The organism is Mycolicibacterium parafortuitum, from assembly GCF_010725485.1.
Lineage (GTDB): Bacteria > Actinomycetota > Actinomycetes > Mycobacteriales > Mycobacteriaceae > Mycobacterium.
In genome coordinates, this window is the sequence record NZ_AP022598.1 from 1,690,146 (window position 1) to 1,709,009 (window position 18,864).

Below are 18,864 nucleotides of genomic sequence, written 5' to 3' on the forward strand. Positions count from 1 at the left end.
CGGCCCCGCAGGGGCAAAACCCCCGCGGCGGGTGCCGGGTCAGGTATGGGCGGGGGTGGCCGCGAAGCGGTCGGTGATGGCCTGGCAGAACGCGTCGAGATCCTTCGGTGAGCGACTCGTGATCAGGTTGCCGTCGATGCACACCTGCTGGTCGACGACGGTCGCGCCCGCGTTGCGCAGATCGGTGCGCAGGCTCGGGTACGACGTCAGCGTCCGGTCCTTCACGACATCGGCCTCGACCAGCGCCCACGGGCCGTGACAGATCGCCGCGACCGGTTTGCCCGAGCGGACGAAGTCGCGCACGAACGCGACCGCATCCCCGTCGAGGCGAAGCTTGTCGCCGTTGACCGTGCCGCCCGGCAGCACGAGCGCGTCGTACTCGTCGATCGTGGCGTCACCGACGAGCCGGTCCACCGGGAACGTGCCCGCGGGTTCGAGGTCGTGGTTGCGCGCGTCGATCTCACCGTCGGTGATGGACAACAGCTCGGTGTGCCCGCCGGCCTCGCGGATCGTGTCCCGCGGCCGCTCGAGTTCGACCTTCTCGACGCCGTCGGCGGCGAGAAAGGCGATACGCCGGCCGTCCAGTTCGTTCGGCATGGGGTCTCCCTTCCGTGCGTCTTCGTCCGCCGACCCGGTTACCCGCTCGGCTACGGTCGAACCCATGAGTGCTCAGTCCGACAGCGACCGTCTCGGCGACGTCGCACCAGGAGACCTGATCGAGTTGACGCTGCCCGGAGCGTCGGGTGACGAGGCCCGCCAGTTCAAGGTGGTGCACAAGGAGGCGCGGGACGGGACCGTCGTCGCGACACTGGAAGGCGACAACGGCGAGACCCGCGACATCGAACTGCCCGCCGACACCGTCGTGGTGCGCACCCTGGAGTCGAAATGGGAGTCCCCGCAGAGCCCGACCGAGCACCAGGGATGACGCGCGCGCTGCGCTGACCACCCCTGCTCCGCTCGGCCCGCCGTTTGGCCGCCGCATGCCGGTGGTACTGAGCGGGTGGCGCATGGATGCGCCGCAGGAAGGGGACTGTCCATGAAGCTCAAGCGGATCGCCGGGCTTGCCGGCGCTGCGGTGGTCGGTGCGACGACCGCGGTCACGGCAGCCGGTGCCGTTCCGACGGCCGCCGCGCAGCAGCCGTGCCCGGATGTCGAGGTCGTCTTCGCGCGCGGCACCAGCGAGGCGCCAGGCGTCGGAGGCGTCGGTCAGGCGTTCGTCGACGCGGTGCGCGCACAGGCCGCACCCCGCACCGTCGATGCGTACGCGGTGAACTATCCGGCGGGCAGCAACTTCGCCGAGCGCGAGGCATTCGCGGCCACGGTGATCGACGGGGTTCGCGATGCGGGCAATCGGGTGCTGACCATGTCACGGGACTGTCCCGACACCCGCATCGTGCTCGGCGGCTTCTCGCAGGGCGCGGTGGTGTCCGGGTTCGCCACCTCCGACACCGTCCCGAGCTCGGTGCCCGCGGCCATCGCCCCGACGCCGCTACCCGACGACGTGGCCGACCATGTCGCGGCCGTCGTGCTGTTCGGCACCCCGTCGGATGCCTTCCTGGCCGGGCTCGGCGCCCCGGCGATCACCATCGGCCCGCGGTATGCGGACAAGACGCTGAAACTGTGTGCTCAGGGCGACAGCATCTGCGACGGGGCACCCGGCGGGGGCCCGAACATCGCCCACGCGTTCTATCCGGTGAACGGGATGGTCAACGAGGGGGCGTCGTACGCGGTGGCCCGCCTGTAGGTTTCGCCCTCAGCCGCCCGCCGGGACGGGATAGCGGTCGTTGACGTCGGCGTTGGAGTCTTTTCGTGCGCAGTGCGCGCAGCAGAAGATTCCTTCGTCGGTCTCGATGCCGTGTCCGAGGATGCGGCAGCCGCAATGCCCACACTCCGGGGCGAGTTGAGAGGCGGCACATTCGACGCTGTCGAACGTCGCCGTGCGCCCGTCGTGGAACGTGACGGTGAAGGCTTTGTCGTAGTCGTTTCCGCAGGTGTCGCAAATACTCATGTGCGTCCCATTCCCCGGGCTCGGCGGGACAAACGCGTTTGGATGGTGATGGAGTGGGCATCAAGCATCCGTGACGAGCGCATACACCACAATCGACGCCCTTGAAGCTCCTGCCGAGGTCTATCCCCCGCAAGAGGATTCATCACTGCTCATCGACGCGATGGTCACCGCGGGCGTCGTCCCGGGTGCGCGGGTCGCCGATTTGTGCACCGGCAGTGGCGTTGTCGCGATTGCTGCGGCTACCGCTGGTGCGGCGTCGGTGACGGCCTTCGACATCTGCCCCAAAGCCGTGTCCCGGACCCGGCAGGAGGCGCTGGCTGCCGGCGTCGAAATCGACGTTCACCGCGGATCATGGGCCCGGGCAATCGAATTCGGCCCCTTTGATGTGGTCCTCGCCAATCCGCCGTACGTGCCGGAGGCGCCGGTCGACGATTCCGGCCTGATCTCGCCGGCCGCGGGCCCGTCCCGGGCCTGGGATGCCGGCCCCGACGGCCGCATGGTGCTCGACCCGCTGTGCGCGGCCGCGCCGCTTCTGCTGGACGAGGGCGGCACGATGCTGATCGTGCATTCGGAGTGCTCGGGGGTCACCCGAACACTGAGTGCGCTTCGCGCCCAAGGTATGCGGGCCGAAGTGGTGGCTCAGCAGCTGATCCCGTTCGGCCCGGTGATGACGGCTCGGGCGCCGTGGCTCAAGCGCGCGGGCCTGCTCGGCCGCAACGCCACCCAGGAACGCATCGTCGTGGTGCGTGCGGACGCGCCATGAGCGACGGGGATCACCGGCAGGTCCGGGTCGTGCCCGGCGGTCCGGTGATGGTGGAAGGCCCTGTGTGCATTGAGCTTCCGGACGGAAGCACGGTCGAATCCGACCGATTCATGGTCGCGATCTGCGCGTGCAGGCGGTCCAAGACGTATCCGCTGTGCGATACCAGCCACCGCCGCAGGCAGCGTGCCGGCGGCGGTGGCCAAGAGTCAGATCTCTCGTCGCAGTGACGATTCTCCCGCGCGCCAGCTCCTCATGAGGTGATCGGCCAGCCGGTTCTCGACGAGGTCGAACGCGCGGATCCCGAACACCACGTCGGCGTCCAGGTCCGGTTCCCGGCTCACCAGGTCACCGACCACATCGGTGCGCACCACCTGCTCGTGCACGGCATCGGCCTCGACGTGCTCGGCATAGAACGCGCGGCACGCGATCGGGGCGCCCATGCGTTCCAGCGCCTGCACCATCCGGCGGGACCCGGGAGGTGAGGTCACCTCCGTGGCGGCGAAATGCCCGACGGCACAACCCCGCAACCGGCGGTGCAGGCCGAACATCGACATCAGGTTCACCACCGCCAGGGCCTCTGCGGGGACATGGTTGAGGTAGCCGAGGTACGTGGTGTCCAGGCCGGCGGCCTCCATCAGATCGGCGAACAGCTGTTGGTGCAGCCGGGTGCCCTTGCCCGCGCCGAACTCGTCGAACTCGACGGCGACGAACGACGCCTTGGCCTGGCCGGTCAGCCGGGGGATGGCCCACGCGTGCGGATCACCCTCCTTGAGGTGGTAGAGCGAGCGGTGCGTGAAGTACTCGCGCATCTGCTCCCAGGTGCCCTCGTCGCGCAGGTAGTAGGACGGGCCGTCACCGTTGACCGGTTCGACGCAGAGCTTCTCCAACTCCTCCAGCGCGCTCACCTCGCCGATCTCTCCCACGTGCTTGCGCACATCGGAAAGGAACAGATCCTCGAGCTGGCTGCGCAGATAGATCAGACCCGGATTCCATTCCCATCCGGAATCCACGCCGCGGAATCCCCGGTAGTGCAGCTCGTAGCAGACGTACAGCGCCAGGTGCAGGTCGATACCGGCGGGATCCGCGTCGGCCAGCGACGTCTCGACCTTGGCGAGGTACCGCAGCGGGGCCCGCTCGGAGAGAAGGTCGACGACCGACATGGAGATCGGGCCACGAGGTTCCGGCAGGGTGGGGGGTTCAACGAGGGTGGGCATCACGAGCCCGTACGTACCCGGCGGCGGTGCTGATAAACCGCCGAGCGAGGGGCCGGTTCCAGGTACCCACTGACCCTCTGACGTACACCGGCGAGCCGGGTATCTCACAACATTGCGCTGCGGTCATGTCTGCGCCGGGCTGCGGGTACCCGACGAGGGAGCGTGCAGAACGACGCGCCGAGAACACCGAGAAACGTTGAAGTCACACAAGAGAGGGGTGAACGAGACCTATGGCTACTACGCCGATCACGAAGGCCGCTTCCAACGAGGCCACGACCGCGACGCTGATCGCCCAGCTGCGCACCGTCCTCGACCTGACGCACACCGAGATCCAGGTCGCCGAGACCCGGGTCGCGCAGGCCCGCACCGACGCCGTACGCCGCGAACTGACCGAGAACGCCGAGAACGCCCGGATCCGTGCCGAGGCCATCGAGAAGGCCATCCGCGAACTGGGCGGCTTCCCCGACGTGATCGGCCCGTTCCTGGGCCGTGCCGCGGCGGCGGTCAAGGCGCTCACCGAGCAGGCCGAGCCGTTCGACGAGGCGCTTCTGGGCGACCTGGCGCTTGAGGGTCAGCTGCTCGACCGCTCGCGCTATGTCAAGGCGTTGGCCGTCTCGGCCGGACACAAGGACGTCGAGGACCTGGCCTCACGGCTGATCACCGCGCACACCGCGACGGTCGAATGGCTGACCACCGTGCTGGCCGAGGACGCTCTCGGCGGCCCGGCGGCGTTGCGCCGCACGCCCGTGCAGGCCGCTGCCGGTTTGGCCGTGAAGCTGGCCAACCTGCCGTTCACGTGGTCCACGCGCGGCGCCGAGCGCATTGCCGAAGCGGTCCGCTCCGTACGCCCGACCGTCGCCGGTCTGGTCGACCGCGGCGCCCGCACGGGCGATATCGCCGGCAAGGCGCTCTCCGGTGCGCGTGACGGCGCCCTCGAAGCCGCCGAGCGGGTGACCCGCGAGCAGGGCGCCGAGGACGCCGCGGACGCGATCCACGCCGCCCGCGGGGCCAGCGGACTGCTCGATGCCGGTGAACTGCCGATTGCGGACTACGACGAGCTGACCGTCACCGATGCGGCGAACGCGGTCAAGGAGCTCACCGAGCCGTCCGACATCCGCGTGATCATCGCCTACGAGGAGGCCCACAAGAACCGTCAGCGCGTCATCTCGGCCGCGCAGGCGCGGGTGGCCGCCATCGCGCAGGAAGTCGTCGGCATCAGCCGCTGACACATCGACAGGACGGGCCGGCACGGATACTCCGTGCCGGCCCGCTTCTGTCCGCGCTCAGGTGTGGGTCTCGGGGCGCTCACCGCGGGTCAGCGGCGGCAGGTGTTCCACCCGCCCGGCCACCGCGGCCAGCGCCGCTGACGCGTGTCGCGCCGCGCCGCTCGGGGCGCCGTGGGCGCGCCGGGCGACCTGGTCGAGCCGGTCACGGAGCCGGTCGGTGACGGTCAGCGGCGCGGCCGCGACGACGTTGCCGGGCGGACGGCGCGCCACCACCGGGTGGGGACGCGTGGGTGCGGTCCGGCGCACCATCTCCCAGGCGACGCCGAGCGCGATCCATCGGTTGCGCGGCATTGCATCCTGCAGTTTGGGCAGCAGATCGTCCTCCTCGTCGCGGACGTCCTGGCGCAGCAGCCCCGCGATGCGGTCGAACAGCTGCCGGTGCTCCGAGGAGTCGGGGTCGAGGCGCTCCAATTCGGTGAACAGTTCGTTGATCTCCTGGTGTTCGCGTTCGATCCGCAGCGTGAGCTCCTCCCCGTCGGGCAGGACGCGCCGGACCAACGGCCAAAGCACCGATTCTTCGGCGAACGCGTGCGGAAACACCAGCCGGCACAGCCGGGTGAGCAGTTCTGGCGAGCGCGACCGTGTGCGCCGTCGATCTGCCGGAGCAGCTCGTCGAGGGCGATGTGGTCGCGCTTCTGACGGACCAGCACGCTGCGGGAGCCGCCGAGCCGGTCTTCTGACTGTGTTGCGAGCGATTCCATGCTGCCGCGATACCCGCGCAGCCGGGCATGAACCAGCGCCTTACGCTGCACGTCTTACGCTCCAGTGGTGACCATCAGCTACGACGACGGGCTGCGCGACGTGATCGCCGAGCGCCTCACCCGCCACGACCGCCGTACCGTGACGGATCCGTCCAAGCGACACGCTGCCGTGGCGGTGGTACTCGTCGATTCCCTGGCCGGGGAGGACCGGGTGGACCCGGCCCCGGTCGACGACTGGATCGCCGGCCGGCCGATGCCCGGGGACCTCGACGGCCGGATGGTCGACGTCTCCGGTGGGGCGGCGTTCTTTCTGTGCCGCAGGGCTTCTCGGTTGTCGTCTCACTCGGCGCAGTGGGCGCTGCCCGGGGGCCGGCTCGATCCGGGGGAGTCGGTGGTCGATGCCGCGCTGCGGGAGCTCGACGAGGAGGTCGGTGTGCGGCTACCGGATTCGGCGGTGCTCGGCCTGCTCGACGACTACCCGACGCGGTCGGGGTACGTGATCACGCCGGTGGTGGTCTGGGGCGGGGGACGGCTGGACCCGCGACCGTCCCCCGACGAGGTGGTCGCGGTCTATCGGGTGGGTCTGCACCAGCTTCTGCGCGAAGATTCACCGCGCTTCATCACCATCCCCGAGAGCCCGCGCCCGGTGGTGCAGATCCCGTTGGGCAACGACCTGATCCACGCTCCGACCGGCGCGGTCCTGTTACAGCTGAGGTGGCTGTGCCTTGAGGGGCGCGATGACCCGGTTGACGGCCTGGAACAGCCGGTATTCGCCTGGAAGTAGCGGAGGCTCGTTTGCTGAGGCGGCCGTTCGGGTAGCCCCACGGGCATGATGAGCCATCCGTTAGCACGACACCTGACGACGGTGTCGATGATGGCAGCCGCAGGCGCCGCCGGATGGCTGGTCACCGCCGAGATCCTCGAACCGCCGGCGCAGCCGCCGCAGCAGTTCCAAGCCGCCGCCGCCGCCTCCGTGCCGGAGCAGCCGCGGCAGCCGCAGCAGATCCAGCTCGCCGGGCAGGTGACGTCATCGTCACCGCAGTCGATGACGATGGTCGGTGCCGACGGTCAGAGCACGACGTTCCGGATCACCCCGGAGACCGCTCAGATCGGTCTGCCGGGTGTCATGCCGCGCAATGTCGTCGTCCACGGTGTGATTCGCGACGGTGTCGCGGTCGCCACCGCGATCGCCGACCGGGCGGCGATCGGCCCCGACGGCCCGCCGATGGATTACGGCCTGCCGGTCTGAGATTCAGCCGAACTCCGGTGTGGCGCGCCAGTCGTCGAGCGCCTCGGTCAGGGGTGCGGCCAGGATGGGTAGCTGGGGGATCAGCGTGAAGCACCCCACGAATTGCAGGCGCCGTGCGGACTCCATGGCCCGCAACACCTCGGGGTCGGTCCGCCGAAGACCCCGCTCGTGCGCGGCCCTATCGTATGCGGTGATGGCCTCCTCGCCGAGCATCGCCAGATCCCATTCCACCGGCCCACAGGTGATGTCCTCGAAATCCGAGAACAGGATGCCAGCGCGTGTCCGGATCACGTTGTGCGACGGGGCATCTCCCTGAACCGGCTGCACCGGCACGCCCGCGAACGCGCGGTGGAATGATTCGCGGTCGGCCAGCACCGCCCGAAGCCGGTCGAATTCCGCACGGGCGCGCTCGATGTCGGAGGTGGTCAGTCCGCGCTGCGGGCGCAGTTCGGCGATCATCTCCGGCAGCCCGTCGTTGAACGGGGACAGGAACGGCAGTTCGGCCGGATAGTCCCGCAGCGCCTCATGCAGAGTGACGCTGTAGGACAGGTCGACACCGCGGTAGGGCTCGTGATCCTCGGCAACGTCGGCGAGTTCCCAGAACGTCATCGCGAAGCCGTCTCGGCGGACCGGGCGCCGCGGCACCCGCGCGGACGGCGGGACCACCGGGACACCATGCGCGTCCAGCCAGGCGGCGACGTCGAGTTCCCTCTGTTGCCTTGCGTTCTGACGGTCAGGCTGCAGATTCGCCGTCGACACCACCGGGATCCGCGCCACCACCGGCTGGGGCCGCAGGTGCACGACCACGGAGAACACGTCGTGCAGCACCGTTGGCTGCTCGATCCGCAGCCCGAGCTCGCGACCGGCCGCCACCGCGGCGTCGGTGGCGCGGCGGGTGCGCTCGGCGAGCTCTTCGGGCGTCACCCGGCCAGCCTAGAGACCCGGCCCCGGTCACCTCGAACCATTTTCTCCGAGGCCCAGGTGTTCGCGCAGTGTGCTGCCGGTGTAGTCGGCGCGGAACACGCCGCGCTCCTGCAGCAGTGGCACCACCGAGTCGACGAACGGGTCCAGGCCGGCCGGCGTGACGTGCGGGACCAGGATGAAGCCATCGCTGGCGTCGGCCTGGACGAGCTCGTTGATCTGTTCGGCGACCGTGGACGCGGATCCGATGAAGTTCTGCCGCCCGGTGATCTCGATGATGAGCTCACGCGTCGTCAGGTTCTCGGCTTCGGCCTTGGCCCGCCATTCGTTCGCCGTCGCGACCGGGTCCCGGTACATCCGCACGCTGGCGCGTCCGCGGGCGATGGTGTTCTCGCCGACGACCGGATCGACCGACGGCAGCGGCCCGTCGGGATCGTGATCGGACAGGTCCCGGTTCCACAGCTGTTCCAGGAACTTGATCGCGGTCTGCGGTGACACCTGCGCCAGCCGCACCTCGTGAGCGATCTCGGCTGCGTCGGCGTCGGTGTCGCCGAGCACGAAGGTCGCCGCGGGCAGGATGAGCAGGTCGTCGCGGTGTCGGCCGAACTTGTGCAGCCTGCCTTTCACGTCGTCGTAGAACTGCCGGCCGGCCTCAAGCGTGCCGTGCCGGGAGAAGATCGCATCGGCGGCGGCCGCGGCGAAGTCGCGTCCGCGGTCGGAGTCGCCGGCCTGGAAGATCACCGGTCTGCCCTGCGGGCTGCGGGGCACGTTGAACCGTCCGCTGATGTCGAAATGCTGGTCGGTGTAGGTGAACTCGCCGGCGTGCGGATCGGCCAGGAAACGTCCCTCGTCCTTGTCGGCGACGATCGCGTGCTCCGGCCACGAGTCGAACAGCGTGTGTGCCGCGGCCAGGAAGCTCTCGGCGCGGGTGTAGCGCTCGGACTCCGGCAGAAACCCTCCCCGGCGAAAGTTCTCACCGGTGAACGCATCCCAGGACGTCACGACGTTCCACGCCGCCCGGCCCTCGGAAAGGTGGTCCAGGGACGCGAACTGGCGGGCGACCTCGTAGGGTTCGTTGAAGGTCGAGTTGATCGTGCCGGTCAGCCCCAGCCGGTCGGTGACGGCGGCGAGCGCGGCCAGTACGGTGAACGTGTCCGGTCTGCCGACGACGTCGAGGTCGTAGATCTGGCCGTTCTGCTCGCGCAGCCGCAGGCCCTCGGCCAGGAACATGAAGTCGAACTTCCCGCGTTCGGCCGTCTGCGCGAAGTGCACGAACGAGGCGAAGTCGATGTGGCTGCCCGACGCCGGATCACTCCACACCGTCGTGTTGTTGACGCCCGGGAAGTGTGCGGCGAGGTGAATCTGCTTGAGCGGCCTGGTCATCGCGCATCCTCTCCGGCGGTGGCGTACCGGTTCACGGGCCGGGGCAGGCCGAGGACGTCACGCAGCGTGCCCGTCCGCTGGTTGGCCAGGCCGCGGCGGCTCAGCTCGCCGGTCAGGTGCGCCGAGATCTGCATCAGATCGTGGGGAAGGGCGCCGGGATGCAGCCGGACCCCGGTGACGCCGGCCCGCTGCCAGTCTTCCAATCGGTCGGCGAGCTGGACTGCGGTACCGGTGAAAACCTCTGTCGGGAAGCCGACTTCGGATCCGTGCAGGCCGTCGAGCCGTCGGCGGCGTGCGACCGCGCGCTCGGCGGAGTCGTCGAGGAAGACCACCAGGTCGACGAACGTCCGAGCGTCCACCGGCGGCACGGTGCCTGCCGGGACGAAGGCGATGTCGGCCCCTGCGACGAAGTCGCCGCTGTCGTCATCGGTGTACGTCGCGGCGACTGGCGGCCGGCCCTGTGGCGGTCGCGGTGTGATCGAGGGCCCCTTGACCGAGAACCAGCGGCCCTCGAAGTCGATGTAGTGCAGCTTGTTCCGATCGACGAACCGTCCAGTGGTTGCATCGCGGATCTCGGCGCCGTCCTCCCAGCTGTCCCACAGCCGCCGAAGCACCTCGACGTAATCGGCGGCCTCGTCGTACAGCTCGCGGCCAGAGGTGGGAACCTCGCGCCTGCCGAAGTGTCGTGCCGCGTCGGCACTCGCGGTCACCTCGACGAGGATCCCGGCGCGTCCGGTGCTGACGTGATCGAGTGTCGCGACGGCCTTGGACAGGTGAAACGGTTCGGTATGGGTCGCGACTGCGGTCGGCACCAGCCCGACGCGGCGGGTCAGCGGTGCGACCCGGGCCGCGGTCAGTACCGCGTCGAGCCGGCCTCGCACCCCCTCGGGTTGCAGCACGAGTTCGTCATCGAAGGTGACGAGATCGATTCCGCCGCGGTCGGCCTCGGTGACCAAGTCGACCCAGTACCGGGGTGTCAGCAGTTCGGTGGGTCGGGCGTCGGGTTCGCGCCACGCGGCCGGATGCCGGCCGGCGGCCGAGAGCGCGACGGCGAGCAGCAGCGGGTCGGGCCCTGTCATGGCTCTCACTTTCGGGGTCAACGGTGGACCTCGCCGAAAGCATTCCCCGGGCCGGCCCGCCGGCCGAGGGTTGTGCTCAGGGACAGCCGAAAGGGCCTAGCTGAACACGCGTCCGCGGCGTTCTGCCGTGGCGCTGCCGCTGAAAAGCCCGGAGTCCGCCTGCGGCTCATCGCGTGCTGCGGGCTGACCCTGCATCTCCCGGTCCGCGGAGCTCGCGTGCTCGATACGCCGGCGCGGCAGCGCGCCCGGATTGGTGCGTTGCAGCCAGGACACCATGCCCTCCCGGATATCGCAGCGCAGGTCGAACAACTGTCCCGCGTCCTTGGCGCTGACCAGCATCCGCACCCGGACCAGCCCGTCGACCGCATCGGTGACCTGCAGGACGCCCGCGCGGCCGTCCCACTTCGGGTTGGCTCTCAGCAGCCGGTCCATCTCGGCGCGCATCGCGTCGAACGGCACGGTGAAATCCACGTCGAGTTCGGCCGTGCCGAGCAGTTCGGTCGCGTTGCGCGTCCAGTTCTGGAACGGGGTGTTGGTGAAGTACGTGCACGGCAGGACCAATCGGCGTTCGTCCCACAGCCGGACCACGACGTAGGTCAGCGTGATCTCCTCGATGCGGCCCCACTCATCTTCGAGCACGACCACGTCGCCGACACGGATCGCGTCGGAGAACGCGATCTGGACGCCGGCGAACACCGAGCCGAGCGAGGTCTGCGCCGCCAGGCCGGCGACGACGGTCAGCACACCGGCGGACGCGAACAGCGTCTTGCCGATGTCGCTGAACGACGGGAACGTCATCAACGCGGCCGCGCCGCCGAGAAGGACGACGATCGCGACCGCGATACGGCGCAGTGTCAGCACCTGAGTCTTGATCTTTCGCCGGTGCCGGTCGGCGTCGGTCAGCCCTTCGTCACCGCCGGCGAACCGGGTGATCACCTGACGTTCGGCCACGCGCACCAGGCGGGCGAGCATCCAGGTGAAGCACGCGATCAGCGCGATCACCAGGGCATGGTCCACCCAGCCGCGCCAGCTGGCGCCGATGTCGACGGTGCGGCGCACCGCCGTCGACGCGGCGATCAGCACGAGGGTTGCGCGCAGTGGCATCCGGGTCAGCACGGCCGTGTCGTGGATCAGCAGGCTGCGCCTGCCGAGGCGTTGCAGCAGCCAGGTCACCGCGAGACCGATGGCATAGGCGATGGCGACGGCACCCGCGATCCAGGCGGCGTCCGTGGCGAGATGGGTGGCGGATTCGAGGCTGGTGGTGTCCTCCATGCCGGTTGCGTTCCCGGCTCACCGGCCTCGGACACCTCTCGGACGCCGATTCGCTCAGATGGGACTCAGGTCACACCGCAATGGGCGATCAGCACCTCCGCCGCCGACCGGGCGTGCGCCAGAGGTGCGGGATCGTCGAGCGAGGTCGCCAGTGCGGTGCCGCCCTCGAACAGCACGAGCAGTTGCTGAGCCAGTTGCGCCGGGTGTTCGGCGCCGGCCTCGGCCGCGACGGCGGTCAGCCGCTGCGCGAAGCGGTGTTTGTGGGCGCGCACGATCTCGTCGACGCCGGCGAGTTCGCCGGCAGACTCCACCGCCGCGTTGTGGAACGGGCAGCCCCGGAACCGGGGCGCCGCCCCCGCGTCGAGGGCCACCGAGTCGAAGGCGACCGAGTCGAAGATCGCCAGCAACCGGTCCCCGGGGCTGGTGTCCTTGGCGTCGAGGCGCCGTTCCAGGGGTGTGCCGCCGCGTTCGTCGATTCCGTGAAGGTAGTCCTCGACGAGGGCGGTCTTGCTCGGAAAATGTTGGTAGAACGTCCGCTTGGAAACCTCAGCGGCCTGGGACAGCTTCTCCACCCCGGTGGCGTGGATGCCCTCCCGGTAGAACAGGTCGGTGGCCGCGCGCAGGATCCGGTCGCGGGCGCCACGACCGCCGCGCCGGGGCTTGACCTCGGAGTTCGGCACCGGGTCAGCATACAACTACACCGATCGGTTTACTTTCGGTTCGATCGGCGGTACCGTCGCCGATCGTGACCGTCCTCGTCTTCGGCGCCACCGGCCGACACGGAAGCACCGGGCAGTACCTCGTTCGACGCCTGCTGGAGGACGGCAGACCCGTGCGGGCGCTGGTCCGTGGCCGCGACGAACGAGCGCAGCGCCTCGTCGAGATGGGGGCCGAGATCGCCGTCGGCGACCTCACCGACCGGCGCACCCTGGTGCCGGCCCTGACCGGAGTCGACACCGTGTACTTCACGTATCCGATCGCCGCGGGCGTCGTGCCCGCAGCGGCGCACTACGCGTCGGCGGTCCTGGAGGCCGGTACATCACCCCGGACCGTGGTGATGTCGATGGGGCCGGCCCATCGCGACCATCCGAGCCGGCTCGGGCAGGCCCAGTGGCTGGCCGAGCAGGTACTGGAGTGGGCGGGCCTGGACCTGCTGATCCTGCGGGTCGCCGCGTTGTTCCACGAGAACGTCCCGGTGTTGCACGCCGACACGGTCCGCAGGGACGGCACGATGCGGAACTCGTTCGGCCGAGGACCGGTTCCGTGGATCAGCGGCCGCGACGCCGCCGAGATCGCGGTCGCGGCGATCCTGCATCCCGAGCGCTTCGCCGGGCCGGTCGTCTACCCGGGCGGCACCGAGATGCTCAGCCACGACCAGATCGCCGGTCTGCTCACCGAAGTTCTGGGGCATCCGGTCCTCTACGAACCGGTCAGCGCGCAGCAGTGGCGCCGGGAGCTGGAGGACACCGCCGCCGCCCGCCCTGGGGAAGTGGTGAACGCGGCGATGGCGCAACATATCTCGTCGGTCGCACAGGTGGTCGCCGGTGGCGGTCCCGCGATGGCCGCCGATCCGGCGACGATCGCCGGATGGATCGGCAGACAACCCGTGGGACTGCGAGAGTTCCTGCGGGACAACGCCGCGAGCTTCCGGTGAGCATCGTCGAACACATCATGCGCCGGCTGGTGGCCGCGATTCCTAGCTGCGCTTGGCGACCTGCGCCTTGATCTTGTCGGGCAGCGCGTCGGCGGGGGCGAGCGCGGGGTACAGCGCGGACTCGCCCATCAACGCGCGGAACACCATGCTGATCGTGACGTCGTGGTCCGGCCGCGAGATCACCTCGATGCGGTCGCCGGCGCGCATCGTCCCCGGCTCGATGACCCGGAAGTACGCGCCGGGATGGCCCATCGCGGTGAACGTCTTGATCCAGCCAGGGATCCCGAGCCACTTCACGAACGTCTGGCACGGCGTGCGCGGACTGGTCACCTCGAGCACCAGGCCTTCCTCGCCGACGGTCCACCGCTCGCCGATGAGCAGATTCGTCAGATCCACCCCCGACGTCGTGATGTTCTCGCCGAACATGCCGTTGGTCAGCTCGCGGTCAAGCTCGCCCTCCCAGCGGTCGAGGTCCTCACGGGCGTACGCGTACACCGCCTGGTCGTCGCCGCCGTGGTGCTTGCTGTCACAGACCGAATCGCCGACGACGCCGCTGCCCAGACCACCCTTGCGCGGGCCGGGGGCGCGCACCTCGAGCGGGCCGGTGCTGGGCCGCTTGTCGATCCCGGAGCGGCGCCGTCCCAGATCGACCGGGGTGGGCGCCGAGTTGACGGTCAGTACCGATGCCATACCCGAAGCTAACCGCATCGCAGGCCGGCTTCTTCCTTCCGGCTAGCAGGTAACCGCATTGGCGGCCAGCGCCGCAGACATCGCGCGCGTCCGGGGCCAGGCTGAAGCGATGACCGACGGTGCACATCTCGTCGTCGACGCGCTGGGACTCAACGGCGTATCGACGATCTACGGCGTGGTCGGGATCCCGATCACCGACGTGGCTCGGCTGGCCCAGGCGAGCGGCATCCGGTTCCTCGGCTTCCGGCACGAGAGCGCGGCCGGGCACGCCGCTGCGGCCGCGGGCTTCCTGACCGGCAGGCCTGGGGTGTGTATGACGGTGTCGGGCCCGGGATTCCTCAACGGGCTGGTGGCGCTGGCCAACGCGACCACCAACTGCTTCCCGATGATCCAGATCGCCGGTTCCGGTGACCGCGCGGTGGTGGACCTGGGCCGCGGCGATTACGAGGAACTGGACCAGTACGCGGTCGCCCGGTCCCTGGCGAAAGCGGCGTACCGGGTCGACCGCGCCGCCGACATCGGGCTGGCGGTCGCCCGGGCGATCCGCACCGCGACATCGGGCCGACCCGGCGGCGTCTACCTCGACATCCCCGCCGCCGTGCTCGCCGAGGTCGTCGACGACGACATCGGCGCGGCGTCGCTGCGACGCGTCGTGGATCCGGCGCCGCTCCAGCTCCCGGCGCCCGACGCCGTCGCGCGTGCCGTCACGCTCCTCGCCGGCGCCCGCCGCCCGCTGATCGTGCTCGGCAAGGGGGCCGCCTACGCCCGCGCGGACGACGCGATCCGGCGCTTCGTCGAGACCGTCGGGATCCCGTTCCTGCCGATGTCGATGGCCAAAGGACTGCTGCCCGACGACCATCCCCAGTCGGTGGCGGCGGCCCGATCGCTGGCGATGCGGCAGGCCGACGTGGTGATGCTCGTCGGCGCGCGACTGAACTGGCTGCTCGGCCACGGCGAGGCGCCGCAATGGAATCCGGACGCGCAGTTCATCCAGGTCGAGATCGACCCGGCGGAGCTGGACAGCAACCAGCCCATCGCGGCGCCGCTGCTCGGCGACATCGGTTCGGTGATGGACGCGCTCAACCGCCACCCCGCCACGCCGGGGATCACCACACCGCACCCGTGGCGCGGCGCGCTGCACGCGAAAGTCGTCGAGAACAAGCTGAAGATGGCAGCACGGCTGGTCGCCGACACCGGAACCGGGCCGATGGGCTTCCACCCGGCGCTGCGCGCGGTGCGGGACGTGCTGTCGCAACACCGGGACGTCTACCTGGTCAACGAGGGCGCGAACACCCTGGACCTGACCCGCAACGTCGTCGACATGCACGTCCCGCGGCACCGGCTCGACTCCGGCACCTGGGGGGTGATGGGGGTGGGCCTGGGCTACGCGATCGCCGCGGCGGTCGAGACCGGGTCGCCGGTCGTCGCGATCGAAGGGGACAGTGCCTTCGGCTTCTCCGGGATGGAGATGGAGACCATCTGCCGGTACCGGCTTCCCGTCACCGTGGTGGTGTTCAACAACGGCGGCATCTACCGCGGCAACGACGCGAACCCGCTGTCCGACGATCCCGCGCCGACCCGGCTGCTGCAGTCGACCCGATATCACCGCCTCGCCGAATCCTTCGGCGCGGAAGGCTATTCGGTGACGACACCCGGAGAGCTCGAGTCCGCGCTGCAGACCGCGATCACCTCGGGCAGGCCCGCGCTCCTCGACTGCCTGATCGACCCGGCCGACGGGACCGAGAGCGGACATCTGACCAACCTGAACCCGACCGTCGTGAAGGAGCCGGCATGACCGTCGACCTGAGCGTCCACCCGCCCCGATCCACCGCACTGATCGTCGGCTCCGCCCGCGAAACGATCAGCTACGGACAACTCGACGCCGCGGTGTCCGGAGCCGCCCGCGCCCACACCGACCACGGGTTCCGTCGCGGCGACGTCATCGCGCTGACCGCCGCCAACACCGCCGAGTTCGTCGTCGACCTGCTCGGTGCGATCCGCGCCGGTCTGATCGTTGCGCCGATGGACCCCGCGCTACCGCAGTCGGGCACCCGGCAGCGGCTCGACCTGCTCGGCAGCCTGCGGCACGGCGGACCCGGAGGTCTCACCGACGACGACGCGATGGTCATGTTCACTTCGGGCACCACGGGAATCCCGAAGATGGTGCCGTGGACCCGGCAGGCGATCACCGCATCGACGGCGTCGGTCGCGCGCACCTACGGACTCACCGAGGCCGATTCGACGGTCGCGGCGATGCCGCTGTTCCACGGCCACGGCCTGATCGCGACGCTGCTGACCAGCCTGACCGTCGGAGGCACCGTGCTGCTGCCCGCCGCAGGCCGGTTCAGCGCCCACACCTTCCGCGACGACCTGGCCGCCGCGAGGGCCACCTGGTACACCGCGGTCCCGACGGTTCATCGGATCGCCTTGACTACCAGAGAAACTCGGCCCGGTGACACCACCAGGGCCGCCGCGGCGCTACGTTTCGTGCGCAGCTGCAGCGCACCGCTGGCACCCGAGACCGCAGCCGGTCTGGAGTCGGAGTTCGGGGTGCCGGTGCTCCCCGCCTACGGCATGACCGAGGCGACCCACCACGTCAGCGGCTGCACGCTCGGCGACACCACCGATGTGCGCCGCCGGAGCGTCGGCACACCCGCCGCGGCGACGGCGAGGATCGTCGACGGCGAGGTCTGGGTCACCGGTGCGGCCATCGCCCGCGGCTACCTCGGCGACCGGGCGCTCAGCAGCGGCACCTTCGTCGAAGGATGGTTGCGCACAGGCGATCTCGGCGCCATCGACGCCAGTGGAAACCTGTCCGTCACGGGCCGGATCAAGAACATCATCAACCGCGGCGGCGAGAAGATCTCGCCGGAACGGGTGGAACAGATACTCGCCGGATGCCCCGGCGTCGCGCAGGCGGCCGTCTTCCCGCTGCCTGACCCTGTGTACGGCGAGCGGGTCGGCGCCGCCGTCGTCGCGACACCGGGCATCCGGCCGACCACCGGTGAGCTCATCGCGGGCTGCCGCGGACGGCTCGCGAAGTACGAAGTGCCCGAGCACATCGCGATCGTCGACGCGTTACCGCTGACCGCCAAGGGCGACATCGACCGCGCCGCGCTGGCTCACTCCTCGAGCAACTCCCAGCTGTCGCTTTCGCCGACCGGCGCCGCCGTGACCTGAAGTGTGCGGGTCTCGCCCTCCGGATCGGCGGCCACACAGTCGAACGTCGCGCCCACCTCGACGGCCTTCAACCCGTCGCCGCAGTCCACCGTGACCTCGAAGCCCAGTTTGTCGGACACCTCGCCGGCGAGCGTCTGCGCGACCGACGGCAGATCGTAGAGCGTGTCCTTGGTCTCGAAGTCGACGTTGTAGTCGTCGTCCTTGATGGTCGCCGCGACACGCACCGTCTGGCCGCCGACGTCGGCGGTGCACTCCAGCGTGTCACCCTTCTTCGGGCTCGGCGACTGTTCGGGGCACTCCAGGCTGGAGACCTGCCGGCCGATCGAGGAGTAGCTGGTGTCGAGCTCCTTGGTGATCTCGTCCTCGAGCTTCTGGTAGTCCAGACCCCCGCCGATCGAGAACGAGCACGCGGTCATCGTCAGCGCGGCGCCGCAGGAGATCAGCAGGTTCTTCACCATGAATCAGGATCGTAAAGAGGCGCGGGGGCCGCGTCTACTGGAGATCTGCCAGGTCATCGGGGACATCCACGGCGTATCGGCGAAGGATCTCCAATGGCACGGTGTCGAGGGTGCGCTCGTGGGTCGAGGCGAGTACGACCGGGCAGGCGTGCCCGTCCTGATGTGCGCGCAGCCAGTTCCGTGCGGTGACGCACCAACGGTCACCCGGCACCAGTCCGGGGAACCGGTAGGCCGGCATCGGGGTGGACAGATCGTTGCCGATGGAGCGCTGATGCGCCAGGAACTCCGCGGTGACGACGCCGCAGATGGTGTGCAGGCCCAGGTCCTCGTCGCCGGTGCTGCAACACCCGTCACGGTAGAAACCGGTCAAAGGTTCGGTGCCGCAAGGCTCCAACGGTCCGCCCAGGACGTTTCGCTCCTCCATCAGCCCAGTATCGCGTAGCGTCGCCCGGCATGGGGTCGACACGGTATGCGGCTTTCCTGCGCGGGATCAACGTCGGCGGCCGCAACATGATCTCGATGGCCGATCTGCGTGCGCTGTTCACCGACGCCGGGTTCGCCGGCGTCACCACCTACATCCAGTCCGGCAACGTCGCGTTCGAGTTCGGCGGGCCGCGAAAGACCTTGGAGCCCGCCATCGAAGGGCTGCTGGCCGACCGGCTGGAGAGCCTTCCGGTGGTGGTCGTGCGGTCCCGGCGCGAGATGCGCGCGATCGTCGGGGACGCCCCGTCGGAGTTCGTCGCGCGCGCCGAGGACCACCACCGCGACGTGGTCTTCCTCAAGGCGCCGCTGACCGCCGAGGAGGCGATGGAGGTGGTCCAGCTGCGTGACGGTGTCGACCAGGCCTGGCCGGGGCCCGGCGTCGTGTACTTCACCCGGCTCAGCGCGGAGCGGACCAAGAGCAAGATGAACCGGATCGTCGGAACCCCGCAGTACCGGCTGATGACGATCCGGAACTGGGCCACGACGTCGAAGATGGCGGCGATCCTGGACGGCTCGGGCTGAC

The 18,864-nt window shown here is 69.7% G+C and carries 23 protein-coding genes; 11 read left to right on the forward strand and 12 right to left on the reverse strand.

The window, feature by feature from the left end; all coding sequences use genetic code 11:
* Window positions 1-39: 39 nt before the first annotated feature.
* Window positions 40-597 (reverse strand): type 1 glutamine amidotransferase domain-containing protein, encoded by a 558-nt coding sequence (locus tag NTM_RS07935; protein ID WP_104865443.1) that lies wholly within the window; start codon window positions 595-597, stop codon window positions 40-42.
* Window positions 598-661: 64 nt separating this feature from the next.
* On the opposite strand from NTM_RS07935, the gene NTM_RS07940 reads away from it, so the two are divergent.
* Together NTM_RS07940 and NTM_RS07945 are read left to right on the forward strand one after the other, a co-directional pair.
* Window positions 662-925: a hypothetical protein gene (locus tag NTM_RS07940; RefSeq protein WP_104865444.1), complete on the forward strand. Its 264-nt coding sequence runs from the start codon at window positions 662-664 to the stop codon at window positions 923-925.
* Window positions 926-1,036: 111 nt separating this feature from the next.
* A complete protein-coding gene (locus tag NTM_RS07945; protein ID WP_104865445.1) occupies window positions 1,037-1,744 on the forward strand; it encodes a cutinase family protein in 708 nt (235 codons plus the stop codon).
* A gap of 9 nt (window positions 1,745-1,753) precedes the next feature.
* Here NTM_RS07945 and NTM_RS07950 read toward each other — a convergent pair whose 3' ends face one another.
* Window positions 1,754-2,008, reverse strand: a complete 255-nt coding sequence (locus NTM_RS07950) for a metallothionein (protein ID WP_104865446.1) — start codon at window positions 2,006-2,008, stop codon at window positions 1,754-1,756.
* Window positions 2,009-2,078: 70 nt separating this feature from the next.
* Here NTM_RS07950 and NTM_RS07955 point away from each other — a divergent pair, with 70 nt between their 5' ends.
* Complete coding sequence (locus NTM_RS07955) at window positions 2,079-2,771, forward strand: HemK2/MTQ2 family protein methyltransferase (RefSeq protein WP_163765982.1); 693 nt, start codon at window positions 2,079-2,081, stop codon at window positions 2,769-2,771.
* Entirely contained in the window at window positions 2,768-2,998 is a 231-nt protein-coding gene (locus NTM_RS07960) for a CDGSH iron-sulfur domain-containing protein (RefSeq protein WP_104865448.1), read from the forward strand. Before NTM_RS07955 ends, NTM_RS07960 begins: the two co-directional genes overlap by 4 nt.
* Here the strand turns inward: NTM_RS07960 and NTM_RS07965 are convergent.
* The gene (locus tag NTM_RS07965) at window positions 2,978-3,985 is read right to left on the reverse strand and encodes an iron-containing redox enzyme family protein (RefSeq protein ID WP_163765983.1); all 1,008 of its coding nucleotides are present in this window, start codon (window positions 3,983-3,985) and stop codon (window positions 2,978-2,980) included. The genes NTM_RS07960 and NTM_RS07965 overlap by 21 nt on opposite strands.
* Window positions 3,986-4,215: 230 nt before the next feature.
* Between NTM_RS07965 and NTM_RS07970 the strand changes: the two genes are divergently transcribed.
* On the forward strand, window positions 4,216-5,211 hold the full coding sequence (locus NTM_RS07970; RefSeq protein ID WP_104865450.1) for a hypothetical protein: 996 nt from the start codon (window positions 4,216-4,218) through the stop codon (window positions 5,209-5,211).
* Window positions 5,212-5,268: 57 nt separating this feature from the next.
* Here the strand turns inward: NTM_RS07970 and NTM_RS07975 are convergent, their stop codons facing one another.
* A complete protein-coding gene (locus NTM_RS07975) occupies window positions 5,269-5,835 on the reverse strand; it encodes a hemerythrin domain-containing protein (protein ID WP_337781406.1) in 567 nt (188 codons plus the stop codon).
* 204 nt (window positions 5,836-6,039) lie between these two features.
* Here NTM_RS07975 and NTM_RS07980 point away from each other — a divergent pair, with 204 nt between their 5' ends.
* Together NTM_RS07980 and NTM_RS07985 are read left to right on the forward strand one after the other, a co-directional pair.
* Complete coding sequence (locus NTM_RS07980) at window positions 6,040-6,756, forward strand: NUDIX hydrolase (protein ID WP_163765984.1); 717 nt, start codon at window positions 6,040-6,042, stop codon at window positions 6,754-6,756.
* A 90-nt stretch (window positions 6,757-6,846) separates the two neighbouring features.
* A complete protein-coding gene (locus tag NTM_RS07985; protein ID WP_179963904.1) occupies window positions 6,847-7,221 on the forward strand; it encodes a hypothetical protein in 375 nt (124 codons plus the stop codon).
* A 3-nt stretch (window positions 7,222-7,224) separates the two neighbouring features.
* On the opposite strand, the gene NTM_RS07990 is transcribed toward NTM_RS07985, so the two are convergent.
* The 5 genes from NTM_RS07990 to NTM_RS08010 form a co-directional block, all read right to left on the reverse strand.
* Window positions 7,225-8,145: a phosphotransferase gene (locus tag NTM_RS07990; protein WP_163765986.1), complete on the reverse strand. Its 921-nt coding sequence runs from the start codon at window positions 8,143-8,145 to the stop codon at window positions 7,225-7,227.
* 27 nt (window positions 8,146-8,172) lie between these two features.
* Complete coding sequence (locus NTM_RS07995; RefSeq protein ID WP_163765987.1) at window positions 8,173-9,525, reverse strand: NtaA/DmoA family FMN-dependent monooxygenase; 1,353 nt, start codon at window positions 9,523-9,525, stop codon at window positions 8,173-8,175.
* On the reverse strand, window positions 9,522-10,604 hold the full coding sequence (locus tag NTM_RS08000; protein WP_163765988.1) for an LLM class flavin-dependent oxidoreductase: 1,083 nt from the start codon (window positions 10,602-10,604) through the stop codon (window positions 9,522-9,524). The genes NTM_RS07995 and NTM_RS08000 overlap by 4 nt, the downstream gene beginning before the upstream one ends.
* Before the next feature lie 96 nt (window positions 10,605-10,700).
* Complete coding sequence (locus NTM_RS08005; RefSeq protein ID WP_163765989.1) at window positions 10,701-11,876, reverse strand: mechanosensitive ion channel family protein; 1,176 nt, start codon at window positions 11,874-11,876, stop codon at window positions 10,701-10,703.
* A gap of 65 nt (window positions 11,877-11,941) precedes the next feature.
* Window positions 11,942-12,556, reverse strand: coding sequence for a TetR/AcrR family transcriptional regulator (locus tag NTM_RS08010; RefSeq protein WP_163765990.1), 615 nt, complete (start codon window positions 12,554-12,556; stop codon window positions 11,942-11,944).
* A gap of 65 nt (window positions 12,557-12,621) precedes the next feature.
* Here NTM_RS08010 and NTM_RS08015 point away from each other — a divergent pair, with 65 nt between their 5' ends.
* A complete protein-coding gene (locus NTM_RS08015; protein WP_232079655.1) occupies window positions 12,622-13,530 on the forward strand; it encodes an NmrA family NAD(P)-binding protein in 909 nt (302 codons plus the stop codon).
* Between the two features lie 42 nt (window positions 13,531-13,572).
* Here the strand turns inward: NTM_RS08015 and NTM_RS08020 are convergent, their stop codons facing one another.
* Window positions 13,573-14,220, reverse strand: coding sequence for an MOSC domain-containing protein (locus NTM_RS08020; RefSeq protein WP_104865458.1), 648 nt, complete (start codon window positions 14,218-14,220; stop codon window positions 13,573-13,575).
* Between the two features lie 109 nt (window positions 14,221-14,329).
* Here NTM_RS08020 and oxc point away from each other — a divergent pair, with 109 nt between their 5' ends.
* Both oxc and NTM_RS08030 read left to right on the forward strand, forming a co-directional pair.
* Window positions 14,330-16,015 carry an oxalyl-CoA decarboxylase gene (gene oxc / locus NTM_RS08025; RefSeq protein ID WP_163765991.1) on the forward strand — a complete coding sequence of 562 codons (1,686 nt, stop codon included), beginning with the start codon at window positions 14,330-14,332 and terminating at the stop codon, window positions 16,013-16,015.
* A complete protein-coding gene (locus tag NTM_RS08030; protein WP_163765992.1) occupies window positions 16,012-17,400 on the forward strand; it encodes an AMP-binding protein in 1,389 nt (462 codons plus the stop codon). The genes oxc and NTM_RS08030 overlap by 4 nt, the downstream gene beginning before the upstream one ends.
* Here NTM_RS08030 and NTM_RS08035 read toward each other — a convergent pair.
* Window positions 17,343-17,858, reverse strand: coding sequence for a DUF4333 domain-containing protein (locus NTM_RS08035; RefSeq protein ID WP_163765993.1), 516 nt, complete (start codon window positions 17,856-17,858; stop codon window positions 17,343-17,345). The genes NTM_RS08030 and NTM_RS08035 overlap by 58 nt on opposite strands.
* 34 nt (window positions 17,859-17,892) lie before the next feature.
* Window positions 17,893-18,282 carry a DUF2237 family protein gene (locus NTM_RS08040; RefSeq protein WP_163765994.1) on the reverse strand — a complete coding sequence of 130 codons (390 nt, stop codon included), beginning with the start codon at window positions 18,280-18,282 and terminating at the stop codon, window positions 17,893-17,895.
* Between the two features lie 29 nt (window positions 18,283-18,311).
* Between NTM_RS08040 and NTM_RS08045 the strand changes: the two genes are divergently transcribed.
* A complete protein-coding gene (locus NTM_RS08045; protein WP_163765995.1) occupies window positions 18,312-18,863 on the forward strand; it encodes a DUF1697 domain-containing protein in 552 nt (183 codons plus the stop codon).
* Window position 18,864 lies beyond the last annotated feature (1 nt).